General features: G+C 36.5%; 17 protein-coding genes. 10 read left to right on the forward strand and 7 right to left on the reverse strand.

From position 1 onward, the window contains the following. Positions 1–326 precede the first annotated feature (326 nt). From ABEG20_RS05935 to ABEG20_RS05945, 3 genes are all read right to left on the reverse strand, one after another. Positions 327–548, reverse strand: coding sequence for a hypothetical protein (locus tag ABEG20_RS05935; protein WP_406826469.1), 222 nt, complete (start codon positions 546–548; stop codon positions 327–329). A gap of 126 nt (positions 549–674) precedes the next feature. Beyond that, complete coding sequence (locus ABEG20_RS05940; protein WP_025142864.1) at positions 675–893, reverse strand: hypothetical protein; 219 nt, start codon at positions 891–893, stop codon at positions 675–677. A gap of 147 nt (positions 894–1,040) precedes the next feature. Beyond that, positions 1,041–1,259, reverse strand: a complete 219-nt coding sequence (locus tag ABEG20_RS05945; protein WP_025142863.1) for a hypothetical protein — start codon at positions 1,257–1,259, stop codon at positions 1,041–1,043. Positions 1,260–1,461: 202 nt separating this feature from the next. On the opposite strand from ABEG20_RS05945, the gene ABEG20_RS05950 reads away from it, so the two are divergent. The 4 genes from ABEG20_RS05950 (at position 1,462) to ABEG20_RS05965 (ending at position 4,325) form a co-directional block, all read left to right on the forward strand. Beyond that, positions 1,462–2,028: an RNA polymerase sigma factor gene (locus ABEG20_RS05950; protein WP_406826470.1), complete on the forward strand. Its 567-nt coding sequence runs from the start codon at positions 1,462–1,464 to the stop codon at positions 2,026–2,028. A 6-nt stretch (positions 2,029–2,034) separates the two neighbouring features. Beyond that, positions 2,035–3,129, forward strand: a complete 1,095-nt coding sequence (locus ABEG20_RS05955; protein ID WP_406826471.1) for a S1C family serine protease — start codon at positions 2,035–2,037, stop codon at positions 3,127–3,129. A gap of 161 nt (positions 3,130–3,290) precedes the next feature. Beyond that, complete coding sequence (locus ABEG20_RS05960) at positions 3,291–3,926, forward strand: peroxiredoxin (RefSeq protein ID WP_205058861.1); 636 nt, start codon at positions 3,291–3,293, stop codon at positions 3,924–3,926. Between the two features lie 201 nt (positions 3,927–4,127). Beyond that, a complete protein-coding gene (locus tag ABEG20_RS05965; RefSeq protein WP_406826472.1) occupies positions 4,128–4,325 on the forward strand; it encodes a cold-shock protein in 198 nt (65 codons plus the stop codon). A 469-nt stretch (positions 4,326–4,794) separates the two neighbouring features. Here the strand turns inward: ABEG20_RS05965 and ABEG20_RS05970 are convergent, their stop codons facing one another. From ABEG20_RS05970 to ABEG20_RS05985, 4 genes are all read right to left on the reverse strand, one after another. Next, complete coding sequence (locus ABEG20_RS05970) at positions 4,795–5,982, reverse strand: class I SAM-dependent methyltransferase (RefSeq protein WP_406826473.1); 1,188 nt, start codon at positions 5,980–5,982, stop codon at positions 4,795–4,797. 122 nt (positions 5,983–6,104) lie between these two features. Continuing rightward, the gene (locus ABEG20_RS05975) at positions 6,105–7,379 is read right to left on the reverse strand and encodes an aspartate kinase (protein WP_406826474.1); all 1,275 of its coding nucleotides are present in this window, start codon (positions 7,377–7,379) and stop codon (positions 6,105–6,107) included. 1 nt (position 7,380) lies between these two features. Further along, a complete protein-coding gene (locus ABEG20_RS05980; RefSeq protein WP_406826475.1) occupies positions 7,381–7,848 on the reverse strand; it encodes an N-acetyltransferase family protein in 468 nt (155 codons plus the stop codon). 1 nt (position 7,849) lies between these two features. After that, positions 7,850–8,551 carry a YggS family pyridoxal phosphate-dependent enzyme gene (locus ABEG20_RS05985; RefSeq protein WP_406826476.1) on the reverse strand — a complete coding sequence of 234 codons (702 nt, stop codon included), beginning with the start codon at positions 8,549–8,551 and terminating at the stop codon, positions 7,850–7,852. Positions 8,552–8,620: 69 nt separating this feature from the next. Between ABEG20_RS05985 and ABEG20_RS05990 the strand changes: the two genes are divergently transcribed. The 6 genes from ABEG20_RS05990 to ABEG20_RS06015 all read left to right on the forward strand — a co-directional run bounded on the left by ABEG20_RS05990 (position 8,621) and on the right by ABEG20_RS06015 (position 14,852). Further along, the gene (locus tag ABEG20_RS05990) at positions 8,621–9,178 is read left to right on the forward strand and encodes a DUF4296 domain-containing protein (RefSeq protein ID WP_406826477.1); all 558 of its coding nucleotides are present in this window, start codon (positions 8,621–8,623) and stop codon (positions 9,176–9,178) included. A 1-nt stretch (position 9,179) separates the two neighbouring features. Then, positions 9,180–11,558 (forward strand): endonuclease MutS2, encoded by a 2,379-nt coding sequence (locus ABEG20_RS05995; protein WP_406826478.1) that lies wholly within the window; start codon positions 9,180–9,182, stop codon positions 11,556–11,558. 189 nt (positions 11,559–11,747) lie between these two features. Continuing rightward, positions 11,748–12,836 (forward strand): PQQ-dependent sugar dehydrogenase, encoded by a 1,089-nt coding sequence (locus tag ABEG20_RS06000; protein WP_406826479.1) that lies wholly within the window; start codon positions 11,748–11,750, stop codon positions 12,834–12,836. 295 nt (positions 12,837–13,131) lie between these two features. Next, on the forward strand, positions 13,132–13,833 hold the full coding sequence (locus tag ABEG20_RS06005; protein ID WP_406826480.1) for a CoA transferase subunit A: 702 nt from the start codon (positions 13,132–13,134) through the stop codon (positions 13,831–13,833). Then, positions 13,833–14,189 carry a DUF4260 domain-containing protein gene (locus tag ABEG20_RS06010; RefSeq protein ID WP_406826481.1) on the forward strand — a complete coding sequence of 119 codons (357 nt, stop codon included), beginning with the start codon at positions 13,833–13,835 and terminating at the stop codon, positions 14,187–14,189. The genes ABEG20_RS06005 and ABEG20_RS06010 overlap by 1 nt, the downstream gene beginning before the upstream one ends. Beyond that, complete coding sequence (locus ABEG20_RS06015; protein WP_406826482.1) at positions 14,190–14,852, forward strand: CoA transferase subunit B; 663 nt, start codon at positions 14,190–14,192, stop codon at positions 14,850–14,852. Positions 14,853–14,880: the final 28 nt, after the last annotated feature.

Here is a 14,880-nt window from a genome sequence, read left to right on the forward strand (position 1 = left end):
CAATTGATGGATTTTATGGCCTTGATGCCTAAAATAAAAACAGGCTGTAACCATATTTGTAATTTCACCACCAATTTTCCGATTTAAAGCCAGCCTGTACTGAACTTCACGAAGTATCGAAACACCTTTAATATTTTAAGAGATCTTTCGGTTATTTGTTCCGAAAATTTGAGAAGCTCACGATAACTATTTAATATTGATGATCAAGCTTCTTTTCAAATGGTTTGTTATTTAATTACTTATTGTAAAAAAAATAACTTTATTTTTTAAGTAAAAAAGGTCGCGATTACAAATCACGACCTTTTTGCTATAATTAATTAATCTAACTAGTGTTTAATTTCGGTTTTTTCTGTTGTAGCTTTAACAGAAGTGTCTTTTAAAGTAGAATCTTTTACTACTGTATCAACTTTGGTGGTATCGGTAATAATGGTAGAAGAATCTGTAACTGTTGTGTCGGTGCCATCAGCTTTTTTATTTGACTCGCCGCAAGCAGCCACTGTTAGAGATAAAGCAAGGGCTAAAAAGCCGAATTTGAATGCATTTTTCATCTTGGATATGTTTTAGGTTAAATTATACTATTAATACCAAAAATTTAAAAAGGTAACCTCTTTTTTTGCAAATAAAAAAGCCTTTGAAAAATGAATTTCAAAGGCTTTTCTTATAAGTAAGTTAGACTAGTGTTTAACTTCAGTTTTTTCTGTAGTAGTTTTTACTGATGTATCTTTTACTGTAGAATCTTTAACTACTGTATCTTTTTTAGTAGTATCAGTAATTACAGTTGAAGAATCAGTAGCTGTAGTATCAGCACCTTCTGCTTTTTTTTCTGAGTTACAAGCAACCACTGATAAAGATAAAGCTAAAGCTAAGAAGCCTAATTTGAATGCATTTTTCATTTTGAATATTTTTTTAAGTAATTAATTAATTTACTTGTTAATACTCTTTATTAAAAAAGGTAACCCTAAAAAGTAAAAAAAAGTAAAAAAAAATAAAAAAGGCTCCTGATGTGTAATCAGAAGCCTTTTTTATATGGTAAAGTTAGACTAGTGTTTAACTTCAGTTGTAGTAGTAGTAGCTTTTACAGTAGTATCTTTAACTGTAGAATCTTTTACTGTAGTATCTTTCGCAGTAGTATCAGTAACGATAGTAGAAGAATCTGTTAAAGTAGTATCAGCACCTTCAGCTTTTTTTTCTGAGTTACAAGCAACAACTGATAAAGATAAAGCTAAAGCTAAAAAGCCTAATTTGAATGCATTTTTCATTTTTGAATTTTTTTTAGTAATTAATTTCTTATTAATGCCGCAAAGGTAAAAAGGTAACCCGAAAATTTACAAAAAAGTTAAAATATTTTTTTAGGGGATTTGGGTTACCGTTTGATTTTAGTTTGTATTAAGCAATTATAATAGCAATAAATATTTTTTTGTCTAATATTGGGTTACTATTTAACGAAAAATGTATTAACTAGTGAATAACAGTTTAAAGAGTTCAGTTCCAACAGATAGAGAGGTTATTTTAGGTGTTCTAAATAACTCAGAAGATACACTTAACAAGTTATACAAAGCTTATTATGCGATGGTTTTGCAGTTTATCCTGAACAATAACGGTGATGAAGATGACGCAAAAGATGTTTATCAGGAAGGTATAATAATTTTATATAACAAAATTAAGGCAGGTAATTTTGAGCTCAGCAGCAAGCTGAAAACCTATATTTATTCGGTTTGCAGACGTATTTGGCTAAAAAAACTTAGTCTTAACAGTAAAAAAGCCGGTAATATTACCGATTATGAAGATGTATTTGCTGTTGAGGAAGATGTAGAACACCACGAAGAGAAAGATGCTTCTTTTGCAAAAATGCAATCGGCACTTGATCACTTGGGTGAACCTTGTAAAACCATTATTCAGGATTTTTATATCCATAATTTATCCATGCAGGATATCTGCGAAAAGTTCGGTTATACCAACGCCGATAATGCAAAAACGCAGAAATATAAATGCCTGCAGAGGCTAAAGAAAATATTTTTTCAACCATAATTTGAAATGAGAAACGATTTGGAGTTAGATGCAATTATTGAAGATTATCTTTTAGGTAAACTTATTGCACAGGAAATGGAAGCTTTTGAACAGTTACGTCTTAATGATGCCACTGTAGATCACAAAGTAGTTTCGCATAAGTTCTTTTTAGCATCTATAGATACATTTGCAGAGCAGTTGCGCTTAAAAGAGCAGTTAAATCATATTCATTCAGAAATTGATGTGGAAGGTCTGGCTTCTACACTTAGGCCGCATCCTTCACGTGTGGTGCAATTGTGGCGTAAACATAAATCTGCCATTGCAGTTGCCGCATCTTTTGTTGTACTTTCTTTGGTTTCTATCTATTCTATTCAGCACAGCACCCAACAGGCAGAACGTTACAGACAGTTGAGTAACAAGGTAAATAATGCCATTAAAACGCAAAATAGCCTAATCAGAAATATAAAGCATAATAATGCTACTTCTGATAAACCAAATAATCAGAATAGTTTTGGGGGCACCGGTTTTGCTATTTCTACAAATGGTTACATCTTAACCAATCTGCATATTATTAATGGAGCAGATTCTTTATATGTGCAAAATAGTAAAGGAGAATCGTTCAAAGTAAAATCGGTTTATACAGATCCTCAAAATGATATTGCCATTCTTAAAATAAGCGATAAACATTTCAGTAATCTATCTTCTATTCCTTATACTATTAAAAGAAATACCAGTAACATTGGTGAAATTGTATATACTTTAGGTTATCCGAAAGATGATGCAGTACTTGGAGAAGGTTACGTAAGTTCTAAAAATGGTTTTGTTGGGGATACCACCCAATATCAGGTTGCCATTTCGGTTAATCCAGGTAATAGCGGCGGTCCGGTTTTAGATAATAACGGGAATTTAGTCGGTATTATTAGCGGTAAGCCAGATCAGACTGAAGGTGCAGCCTTTGCTATCAAATCAAAATATATTTTAGAGGCCATGAGAGCCATCCCTCAGGATTCGCTGGGTGCAAATAAACTTTCTGCCAACAAAAAAAGCTTGCTGTCTGGCTTAAAACGAACCAAACAGATTGAAAAAATACAGGATTATGTATTTATGATCAAAGCATATTAATAATAATACCCCAAACAAATTAATAGTTTAAGCCCTGTAGATTGATTCTTCAGGGTTTTTTATTGGAATTGTAATTTGGAGGTCTTAAATTAATATAAAATCTATGTATTTACTATAGTATTGTTTAGATTTGTTATAGTCAAAATTAAATTAATAATATCATGAGTATAAGATTAGGCGATACCGCACCGAATTTCAAAGCCGATACCTCCATTGGCGAAATAGATTTTTACGATTATTTAGGCGATAGCTGGGGCGTGCTGTTTTCCCACCCAGCTGATTATACACCCGTTTGTACAACAGAACTGGGCAGAACTGCTGCATTGAAAGACGAGTTTGAAAAAAGAAACGTTAAAGTTTTAGCCCTGAGTGTTGATTCTGCTGATTCGCATAAAGGATGGATAAATGACATTAATGAAACTCAAAATACCAGTGTCGAATTTCCGATCATTGCCGATCCGGATAAAACAGTAGCTAATCTGTATGACATGATCCATCCGAATGCTTCAGAAACCTTAACGGTTAGGTCATTGTTCGTGATCAGTCCAGATAAAAAAGTAAAATTGATTATTACTTACCCAGCATCTACAGGACGGAACTTTAATGAAGTGTTGCGGGTGATTGATTCTTTGCAGCTTACTGCAAATTATAGCGTAGCCACTCCTGCCGATTGGAAAGATGGAGAGGACGTAATTGTTGTAAACAGTATTAAAACTGAAGATATTCCTGCTAAATTTCCGAAAGGACACCAGGTAATAAAACCTTATTTGCGTACAACACCTCAGCCAAATAAATAATCCGATTTTCAGTAACGCAACATTCTTGTTGAATAGGTCAAAATGACTTGCGTTAAATGCCTAAATTATTATATTTGGTAGTTTTGTTTCAATATTAACGCTTAAACTGGTTGTTTTATTCAAATTAATACGCAATTGTTTAAATCAAATGCTGAGCAAGGCGTAAAGGGTTTATTTATTTATACAATTTTTATTTTTTTTATGGCAACCGGAAAAGTTAAATGGTTTAATACACAAAAAGGCTTTGGATTTATTGTGCAAGAAAACAATAAAGACATTTTTGTGCATTTTAAAGATGTTTTAGGTGGAATTGAAAGTTTGAAAGAAAATGACACGGTAGAATTTGAGGTAGCTGAAGGCAGAAAAGGTTTACAGGCAGTAAACGTTAAAAAAGTTTAAGCCATAATTATCATATTTCTCCAAACTACAAAAAGCCTTTCATTAGGAGGGCTTTTTGCATTAGTTATATCGTCACCCTGAACTCGTTTTAGGGTCTGTTACGTAAGGTTCTTCACTACGGATTAAGATGAAAGGCTACTATTATGATGTGAGGATCCTCACATATTTTTTTGAAAAGCAGTAGCAGTAATACTTGGGTTTCGATAGTCCCGCCATTTGCTTAATCCCGATTGAAATCCGCTAAAGATAAAATAATACTCAAATCGGGATAACGCTGTCTGTCGGGTTTATTTTACAAACAATAGCTGTACTATCCAAGCCAGCTAACCCCGATCTTAGATACTGATATGTCATCAAAAGCTGGGCTGTGTGATCCTAAAGCTTCTGGACCTGCTTTCCAAAAGAAATATTGATTGGCTAAAGATTCTTCACTGCGTTCAGAATGACAGTGATTAATTCAGAATGACGATTAATAATATTGTATAATCGATGCTTTCAAAATCACATTCTCTCCATTTGCTGTCTTTGTAAAAATTAAAAACTGCTCCTGGGCCGACTTGATTTTATACTTCTTTACTAAATCTTCAGGCTTTGAAGGGTAATTGCGTACAATTACATTGCCCTCTAAATTTGTCTCCTTTTTCAGTTCTCCCGTATTTAGTATGTCCTCAATTTTAAATATACGGCCGGGAAAATCTGTTTTAACAAAATCAGCAGTATAGAGCTGCGTTTGAGGATGCAATTTGATCAGTTGATATGTGGAACCGATTAAATTAAAAGCTCCGGATTTTAATAGTGCAGCATCCGGCTCGTACAGATAATTATGGATACTTAAACTTTCGGCAAATTGTATGGCTCCATTGGTTGCTGACCTATAAAAAGAAAAGTCTTTTTCAACTTCATTGTTGAGCGTTACCGCGGTTACTTTAGTGTCTTTATCAAACCCCTTGTCAATTACCCATAAAAGTTCTTTGCATTCGTTTTTAACGCTTATGATATGTATTTCACTCACCTGGTTTAATTCGGCTAATCCAGCTGATATATCAAGCAATGGAGCAGTTTTAATGATAATCCTTGACGATTTCTTTAGTAATGCATCTAAGTGTGTTACGATATCGGGTGTACAGTCTTTCAGCATAAAAACCTTGCCCTTCTCAGCTCTGCGGGCCGGATCTACATAAATGGTATCGAAAATATCATTGGTATTTTGAAGATAGGCAATGCCATCCTCTGCCTTGAATTCGATATTTTTTGCATTTAATAGCAGCGCGTTATGTTGTGCTATTTCCGATAATTCGGGATTGATTTCACAATGGGTAACTTCTTTTACTTTTTTAGCAAAATAATAACTGTCTATGCCAAAACCTCCTGTAATGTCGATTAAAGTATCTCCTGTGGCCAATTTTGATTTATATTTTGCCGTGACCTCGGAAGAAGTTTGTTCGATGGATAAAACAGGGGGATAATAAATATTTTCGGTATGGAACCAGATGGGTAATTTCTTTTCCGATTTCTTTTTTGCGGTAATCTGCGTGGCTAATTCTGCTGAAGTAATACTTTCGAAAGGACTTTTGGCTAAAGCAATCTGATTCACATCCGCATTTAAGTTTGCATTGATATAATCTTGTACGGCTTTAGCTAAAAGTTTATTGTTCATTTTTGGGTTTTGAGTAGGAGGTATTAGGTAGCAGATATTAAGTATCAGGTATCAAGCATCAAGTATTAAGTATCAGGTAGCGAGTAGCAAGGGCAGTATCCAATCTAGATTCTTGACACTAATTACTTGCTACTACTTTTATTTTTCATCACCATCTGGCAGGTATGGCGGCTTTTCACTTCCAGTAAAATATCTTTTTCTATTGTTACCCGATCAATCGTTTGCTGGTTGTAATAGCGGATGGTTACCAATTCAAGTCCTTTGTTATATTTTACCGTAAATTCATCTGATAGGTCTTTGATCAGTTTTTCAATCTGAACAGGATGATCATCAACACTTACCGAAAAGCTGATTGCAGAGTTAAGCATGGTATTGATTTTGATTTTGTGCCTATGGAATAGCTCGAAAATATTGCTCAGGTTTTCTTCAATAATAAAAGAATAGTCTTTTGGAAAAATAGAAATCAGGGCCTGGTTAATCTTAAAAATAAAAGATGGGACAGGCAAAGGATTATTATCTTTTGTTATTGCTGTGCCTGAGCTGCCTGGTTGGATAAATGACCTTACAAAAAGTGGAATGCTCTTGTTTTGAAGTGGTTTTATGGTTTTTGGATGTATTACCGTTGCACCATAATAAGTGAGTTCAATAGCATCATGATAAGAAAGCTGAGCAATCAACTCTGTCTCATCAAACCATTTCGGATCTGCATTTAGTACCCCCGGAACATCCTTCCAGATGGTTAAAGCAGCGGCATCTAAACAGGAAGCAAATATGGCCGCCGAATAATCAGAACCTTCACGCCCCAATGTTGTGGTATAATTTTCACTTGTTCCGCCAATAAAGCCTTGGGTTACAATGATATTTTCGTTTAAAAGTGGTGCTAAGTCTTTCTGTATGATCTGATTGGTTTTTACCCAGTCTACTTTCCCTTCCTTGTAAGTATTATCAGTTTGAATGTAATTACGTGCATCTGCCCAAAGGGTTTTATTACCCGTTTCATTTAACCAGGCAGCCACAATTTTTGTAGAAACGATCTCACCAATGGATACAATCTGATCATAAATATAGTCATGATTGTGATCTGGTTCATCCTCAATTAACCAATCGATTTCTACAAAGGTATTGGCTACATCATCATAAACGGGATGTTGTTTGCCCTGAAAGAGTTCATCTATAATGCCGAAATGGAAATGTTTAATTTCTTCAAAAATGGCATGTGCCTCATCATTTTGCGAAAGGAAAGCGTGAGTTAGGTCTTCCAGTCTATTGGTAATTTTACCCATGGCAGAAATGACGATCAGTAGTTTCCCTTTTTTATAATCGTGTACTATATTGGCCAGATTTTTTACTCCATCTGCATCTTTTACCGAGGCACCACCAAATTTAAAAATATCCATATTAAAATGCCTTGATCTGTTCTGTAGATAGCGCTGCATTTAACCAGCCACTTTCTAAATGTGCTTTATATTTATTGTAGAAGTTGATTGCCGGTTCGTTCCAATCTAACACTTGCCAAACCATGCCAGCATAATTACCATTTTTAGCTTCCTGTATTACGCTTTCGAATAATATTTTGCCCAGGCCTTTTCCCCTGAATTCTGCTGTTACAATAAAATCTTCGAGGTATAACCTGCAGCCTTTCCAGGTGGAGTAGCGGGTATAATATAGGGCAAAACCTACAATTTTATTGTCTACTTCTGCTACGTAAGCTTTCCATACGGGGTTTTTGCCAAAGCCTGCATCAACGAAGTGATCTAAAGTAACGGTAACTTCCTCAGGAGCGCGTTCATAAACGGCCAGTTCATTAATTAATTCCAATAATCTTGGACAATCTTCTGCAGTTGCAAATCTGATGTTGAAATCCATATTAGTTAGCAGAAATATCGTTTTTGAAATGTTTGATTATCCTTTTTCCGAAAATACTACTACCTATTCGTACCATGGTACTTCCCTCTTCAATTGCAATTTTATAATCGGCACTCATTCCGGTTGATATTTCTTTAAAAGCATCATCTTTACCGAAAAAGCTCGCTTTAATTCCATCAAAAAACACTTTTAATTCATTAAACTCCGTTGTAATCTGTTTTTCGTTTTTGGTATTGGTTGCAATTCCCATTAAACCTACAATACGGATGTTTTTCAATTCGGCTAACTCTTCAGCCCGTAACAGTTCGATTACTTCATCAAAACCAAGTCCGAATTTTGTGTCTTCATCAGCAATATAAACCTGTAATAAACAATCAATTACGCGTTTATTTTTAGCAGCCTGTTTGTTGATTTCCAGCAGCAATTTCAGGCTGTCTACACCATGGATAAGTTTAACAAAAGAGGCAATATATTTTACCTTGTTGCTCTGCAAATGGCCAATTAAATGCCATTCGATATCTTTTGGAAGTTGCGCCTCTTTATCAACCATTTCCTGCACATGGTTTTCTCCAAAAATGCGCTGTCCGGCGTTGTATGCTTCTAAAATTGATTCAATTGGCTGTGTTTTTGAAACTGCAATCAGTTTTACCCCATCTGATTCAACTTCGCTTTTATATTGTTTAAGATTATCAGCTATGCTCATTTATAACTATTTTTGGTAAAATTAATAACCTTGCCGCAATTTGGGCAAAAAATAATATTTAAATTAAACATGAAGAGATTAATATGGGTTTTAATGACAGCTATATTATGGTTCGGCTGCAAGCCGGGCGTACCTGATGACGTTATTAAACCTGATAAGATGGAAAAGATTTTATACGATATGCATATTGTAGACGGCTATCTTTCCAGCATTTATGTGGTAGACTCGGCAAAGAAGGTGGCTGCAGCATACTACAAGGGCATTTACAAAAAGTTTGGGACAGATTCTGCCCAATACAATAAAAGTTTGCTTTGGTATAATACCAATCCTGTAGCGCTGGAAGCCATGTACAAAAACATACAGAAAATGCTGGCTAAACAAAAAAAAGGAACGGAGTTAGCCGATTTAATGATTAAGAAGAAACAGTTTAAAAAGGATTCGTTGGTAATAGCAAAGAAATTTAAGGCCGATTCTCTAGCCATTAGAAAAAAAATGAAACCCGATTCTGTATCAAAGGTTAAAGCTATGGCAACAATTGCCAAAAAGAAAAAACAGGCCGATTCACTCATCAATATAAAAAAAGCCGGAGTAGTAAGCGCAATGCCCACCCCGGCTGTAGTACAATAATATGTTATATCCCGATAATTGTTTAGAACGTTTAGGTTTTGTAGAAATCAGGCAGCTGATCAGCAAACATTGTTTGAGCCCTATGGGCCAGGCCATGGTGGAAAAGATGCAGGTGATGAACCGTTTTGATCAAATTGATAAATTTTTACGTCAAACCAACGAGTTTAAGAGCATCCTGCAAAATCAGGAACCCTTACAAATCAATACTTTTTTTGATATTAAATCACTCGTTGAAAAAATCAGGGTAGAAGGAACTTATCTTTTAGAAGAGGAATGGTTTCAGGTATACACTTCCTTACAGACCGTTTTTTCGGTGCTTCGCTTTTTTGAAGAAAGGGCGGAGGTTTATCCAACGCTCGAAGCTTTGTTTGAGCATTTGCCAATCGAAAAAAATATCCTGCGTAAGATAGAAACCGTAATTGATGCCAAAGGAAAGATTAAACCCAATGCATCGAAAGAATTGCAGGAAATTACGGCTGCAATTTCGAAAGCAGAGCAAGATGTGCGTAAGCGTATGGATGCCATATACAAGCAAGCTATAGCTCATAATTGGGTGGCCGATGGGAGCTTAACCATTCGGGATGGGAGGATGTGTATTCCGGTTCTGGCTGAAAATAAGCGCAAATTAAAAGGCTTTGTGCATGATGAATCGGCAACCGGGCAAACCGTTTATATTGAGCCGGAAGAAGTTTTTACGTTAAACAATAAGTTACGCGATTTAGAATTTGACAAACGCCGTGAGATTATTAAAATTTTAATTACTCTAACGGATGATCTGCGACCTTATTCGCCATTATTGCTTTCCTACCATGGCTTCTTAACCAAACTGGATTTTGTACGGGCTAAAGCATTGTTTGCCATGGATATTGAAGCTGAAATGCCCGGTTTGTTAAAGGAACCGAAAACCAGACTGATCAATGCCAGGCATCCCTTATTATCAATCTCTTTTGCCGCAGAAAAGAAAAGCGTTACACCCTTAAATATTCATATCGATGCCGAAACACGTGTGGTGCTGGTTTCAGGACCGAATGCAGGAGGTAAATCGGTTTGTATGAAAACAGTTGGTTTACTGCAGATTATGCTGCAAACCGGCCTGTTAATTCCGGTTGATGCCAATAGTGAAGTGGGTATTTTTGAGAATATTTTTGCCGATATCGGCGACGATCAATCGATAGAAAGTGATTTAAGTACTTACAGTGCACACCTGAAGAAGATGCGTTATTTTGTAGAACATGCTTCGCCGAAAACGATGGTGCTGATTGATGAGTTTGGTACAGGTACCGATCCGCAGTTTGGCGGACCAATGGCGGAGGCTGTTTTAGAGGTGTTGAACAATAAAAAAGTGAGAGGTGTAATTACCACGCATTATTCTAACTTAAAGCTGTTTGCAGGGAATACGCCTGGTTTGGAAAATGCATCAATGCTTTTTGATAATGCCAAAATGAAACCGCTTTATATTTTAGAAATGGGCAAACCCGGAAGTTCTTATGCATTTGAGATTGCACAAAATATTGGTTTGCCTAAGGAGGTTATTCAGCTTGCGAGAGAAAAAACGGGTTCAAACCAAAATCGGGTAGATACGATGCTGGTTGATCTGGAACGTGAAAAGAAAAATGTTTATGATGCGAAAGTAAGTTTGGCCAATCAGCAGAATAAGGCCAAAAACCTGGTTGCCGAAAATGAAAAGTTAAAAACATTTTTAGAAGAGAATAAAAAAATCCTGATTAGGGAAGCGAAGCAGGAAGCGCAGAACATCATTAAAAATGCCAATAAACTGGTAGAAAATACCATTGCCGAGATTAAGGAAAAACAGGCCGATAAGGAATTTACTAAAGAGCTCCGCCAGAATTTGCAGCGCGAACTGGTTAAAAATACGTTACCAAAAGAGCGTCCGAAACCGGCACCGATATTAGTTGGCGGTGAAATTGAAATAGGTGATTTAGTGAAGTTTACAGACAGTGAAACCATTGGTCAGGTTTTAGAAATTAACCGCAATGAACTGGTTTTGGCTATTGGCGATTTACGATCGACCGTTAAAAAGAACCGTGTGCAAAAAGTGAGTAATCGTGAAGCTAAAAAAGTAATTCAAAGCAGCGCCAATTCTTTTGCGGGGCGAATGAATGATGCTGTTTCTGGCTTTAGGGCAGAACTTGATCTAAGGGGCAAACGCACAGAAGATGCGCTTTTCGAAGTGGAGAAATATTTAGATAAAGCCATTATGCTCGGTTTCCCATCTATTAAATTAATTCATGGCAAAGGTGATGGGATTTTGAGAAAGATGATCAGGGAATATTTACGCAAGTATAGCCAGGTAAACAGGATGGAGGATGAACATGCTGATAGGGGTGGAGATGGGATTACGTATGTGTATTTGAATTGATTCGGATGGGTAATGTAAGATGCAAAATGGATGATGGAGATTTTGAATTTCCATTTTAGTGGTGTTGGATGTTACCATCCGGCACCAAGTATTTTTTTTAAATCTGTCAGATGGTAACATTTGACAGCACTTGCAGAAAAACTAAAACTTTTATAGCCGTAACTGTGTTATTTTTAAAACGTTACGGTAATGAAAAAAATATTACTCTGCCTTTTTGTGGTATTATTCATCACAAATTGCAAAAAGACTGACAATGGTAATGAAGATCCGGGTAACTTGCCAGATGTTGAATTAAAATCTAAAGTAATTGTATCAGGACTGAGCTTGCCATGGGAAATGGTGTATGGTTCGGATAATTTTATCTGGTTTACGGAAAAGGCTGGTAAAATCAGTCGGTTAAATCCTGCTACAGGTCAGATTACAGCCTTGCTAACCATAACTGAAGTACGTACAAACGGAGAGGGTGGCTTGCTCGGGATGACGCTACATCCCGATTTTGCCAGCAATCCCTATGTTTATGTGGTGTATGATTACGGAAGTAATTATAAAGCTAAAGTGGTCCGCTATACTTACGCTGGAGGAAATTTAACCAGTCCGCTGGTTTTATTGGATCAGATTCCGGCCGCATCCATACATAATGGTTCACGCTTGTTAATCAGCGGAGGTAAATTATTCATCAGTACAGGCGATGCATCTGATACTAACTTTCCTCAAAATATTAATTCTTTGGCTGGTAAAATTTTAAGAATCAATTTAGACGGTACTATCCCTGCTGATAATCCTTATCAGAATAATCCGGTTTGGTCTTTAGGGCATCGGAATCCACAAGGATTGACTCAGGTTGGTAATAAAATTTTCTCCTCAGAACATGGACCAGATTCTGATGATGAGATTAATATCATAGAAAAAGGAAGAAACTATGGCTGGCCAAATATTAAAGGTTTTTGCAATGAAACTGGAGAGCAATCTTTTTGCAATTTGAACAATGTAGCCGAACCGCTAATCAACTGGACACCGACTATTGCACCAAGTGGCTTAACTTACTATAATAACAACTATATCCCTCAGTTTAAAAACTCTTTGTTGTTGGCGGTGCTGAAAGGAACTAAACTGATGCAGTTGAAATTAGACGATACGCAAACCAAAATCACGGCGACAAAAGATTTTTACGTGAATACTTATGGCCGGATCAGGGCTGTTTGCCAGTCGCCCGAAGGAAAAATTTACATCTGTACCAGTAACGGGAGTGATGATAAGATTGTAGAAATAGCGAAATAGGCGGTTATTTTTTCTGCCCCGGACACTTTTTACAGCGTTTGCCTTTTTTAAATTTCTCGCAACATTTTTTGTGTTCTGCCGTACAGCTGAAAATAAAACCCATACCCTTCTGAAATTCAGGGTCGGTGGGCAATATGAATATGTTTTCTTCTCTCTCGTAAATCATTGCAATACAAAGGTAGTGGTTATTTAGATTAATTCCAATCAAATAATATTCCCAATAGATTTAAAAATTTAAATGCTGCATTTTTGTGGGCAATTTGTAATTTAGCGAACTAACCAAAAAATTCATAAAATGATAAATAAAGTGGTATCTGGGGCCGAAGAGGCCATCAAAGATATATCAGATGGTGCAACACTTATGCTTGGTGGTTTCGGGCTTTGTGGTATTCCGGAGAATTGCATAAATGCCCTGGTAACCAAGCAGGTTAAAGAGCTGACCTGTATTTCTAACAATGCAGGTGTTGATGATTTTGGTATTGGCTTAATGCTAAAGCAGCGTCAGGTTAAAAAAATGATTTCCTCATATGTGGGTGAAAATGCTGAATTTGAGCGGCAGTTGCTGAGTGGTGAACTTGAGGTAGATCTTATCCCACAGGGTACTTTAGCCACCCGCTGCCTGGCTGCAGGATACGGTATGCCTGCAATTTTTACACCGGCAGGAGTGGGGACTGAAGTAGCAGAAGGCAAAGAAGTACGTAATTTTAACGGCAAGGATTATTTAATGGAATATGCATTTGATGCGGATTTTGCCATTGTTAAGGCCTGGAAAGGTGATACTGCAGGAAATTTAATTTTCAGGTCTACAAGCCGGAATTTTAATCCGGTAATGGCTATGGCCGGTAAAATTACTATTGCGGAGGTAGAAGAATTGGTAGAGGCTGGCGAGTTAGATCCGGATTATATTCATACACCCGGCATTTATGTGCACCGTATTTTTCAGGGTAGAAACTATGAGAAAAGAATTGAACAACTGACGGTAAGAAAAAAATCGTAATGAAGAAAATAATTGCAATCGAAGAAATGGCCATGTTTATATTGGCAATATTTGCCTTTTCTAAATTGTCATTTCATTGGTGGGTATTTGCGGTACTGTTGCTTGTTCCAGATTTAAGCATGTTAGCATATCTTGCAGGCCCGAAAGTTGGTGCATGGTTTTACAATATAGTTCACCATAAATCGATAGCAATATTAATTTTCCTGATCGGTTTTTATCAGCAGTTACCCTTATTGCAGCTATCTGGTATCATCCTATTTGCGCATTCCTGTATGGATAGGGCATTAGGTTATGGTTTGAAATATGGCGATGCATTTAATCACACACATTTAGGCTTAATTGGAAAAAATAAATAAATGGCATTTTCAAAAGAAGAGATCGCACAGCGCATCGCTAAAGAAATAAAAGATGGATACTATGTTAACCTTGGTATCGGTATACCAACGCTGGTAGCTAATTATATTCCTAAGGGAATTCACGTAGTATTGCAATCTGAAAACGGATTATTGGGCATGGGGCCATTTCCTTTCGATGGAGAGGAAGATGCCGATTTAATTAATGCAGGAAAACAAACCATTACTACTTTGCCCGGATCCTCTATCTTTGATTCGGCGATGAGTTTTGGGATGATCCGTGCACAAAAAGTAGATTTAACCATTCTGGGTGCCATGGAGGTATCAGAAAACGGGGATATAGCCAATTGGAAAATTCCGGGTAAAATGGTAAAAGGAATGGGCGGAGCCATGGATTTAGTGGCATCAGCTAAAAATATTATTGTGGCTATGCAGCACATTAATAAAGCTGGAGAAAGTAAATTGTTACCAAAATGTACCCTTCCTTTGACGGGAGTAAAATGCATAAAAAAAATTGTAACTGAACTGGCTGTACTGGATATTTTACCTGAAGGCGGTTTTAAACTTTTAGAGCGGGCACCAGGTGTAAGTATCGAATTTATACAGCAATCTACCGCCGGAAGATTAATTATAGAGGGCGAAATTCCTGAAATGAGACTGGATTAAAGGGGTTTCGTGGATAATAAACCATGGC

It is taken from the genome of Pedobacter sp. KACC 23697 (assembly GCF_045348445.1).
In the GTDB taxonomy this organism is placed as follows: domain Bacteria; phylum Bacteroidota; class Bacteroidia; order Sphingobacteriales; family Sphingobacteriaceae; genus Pedobacter.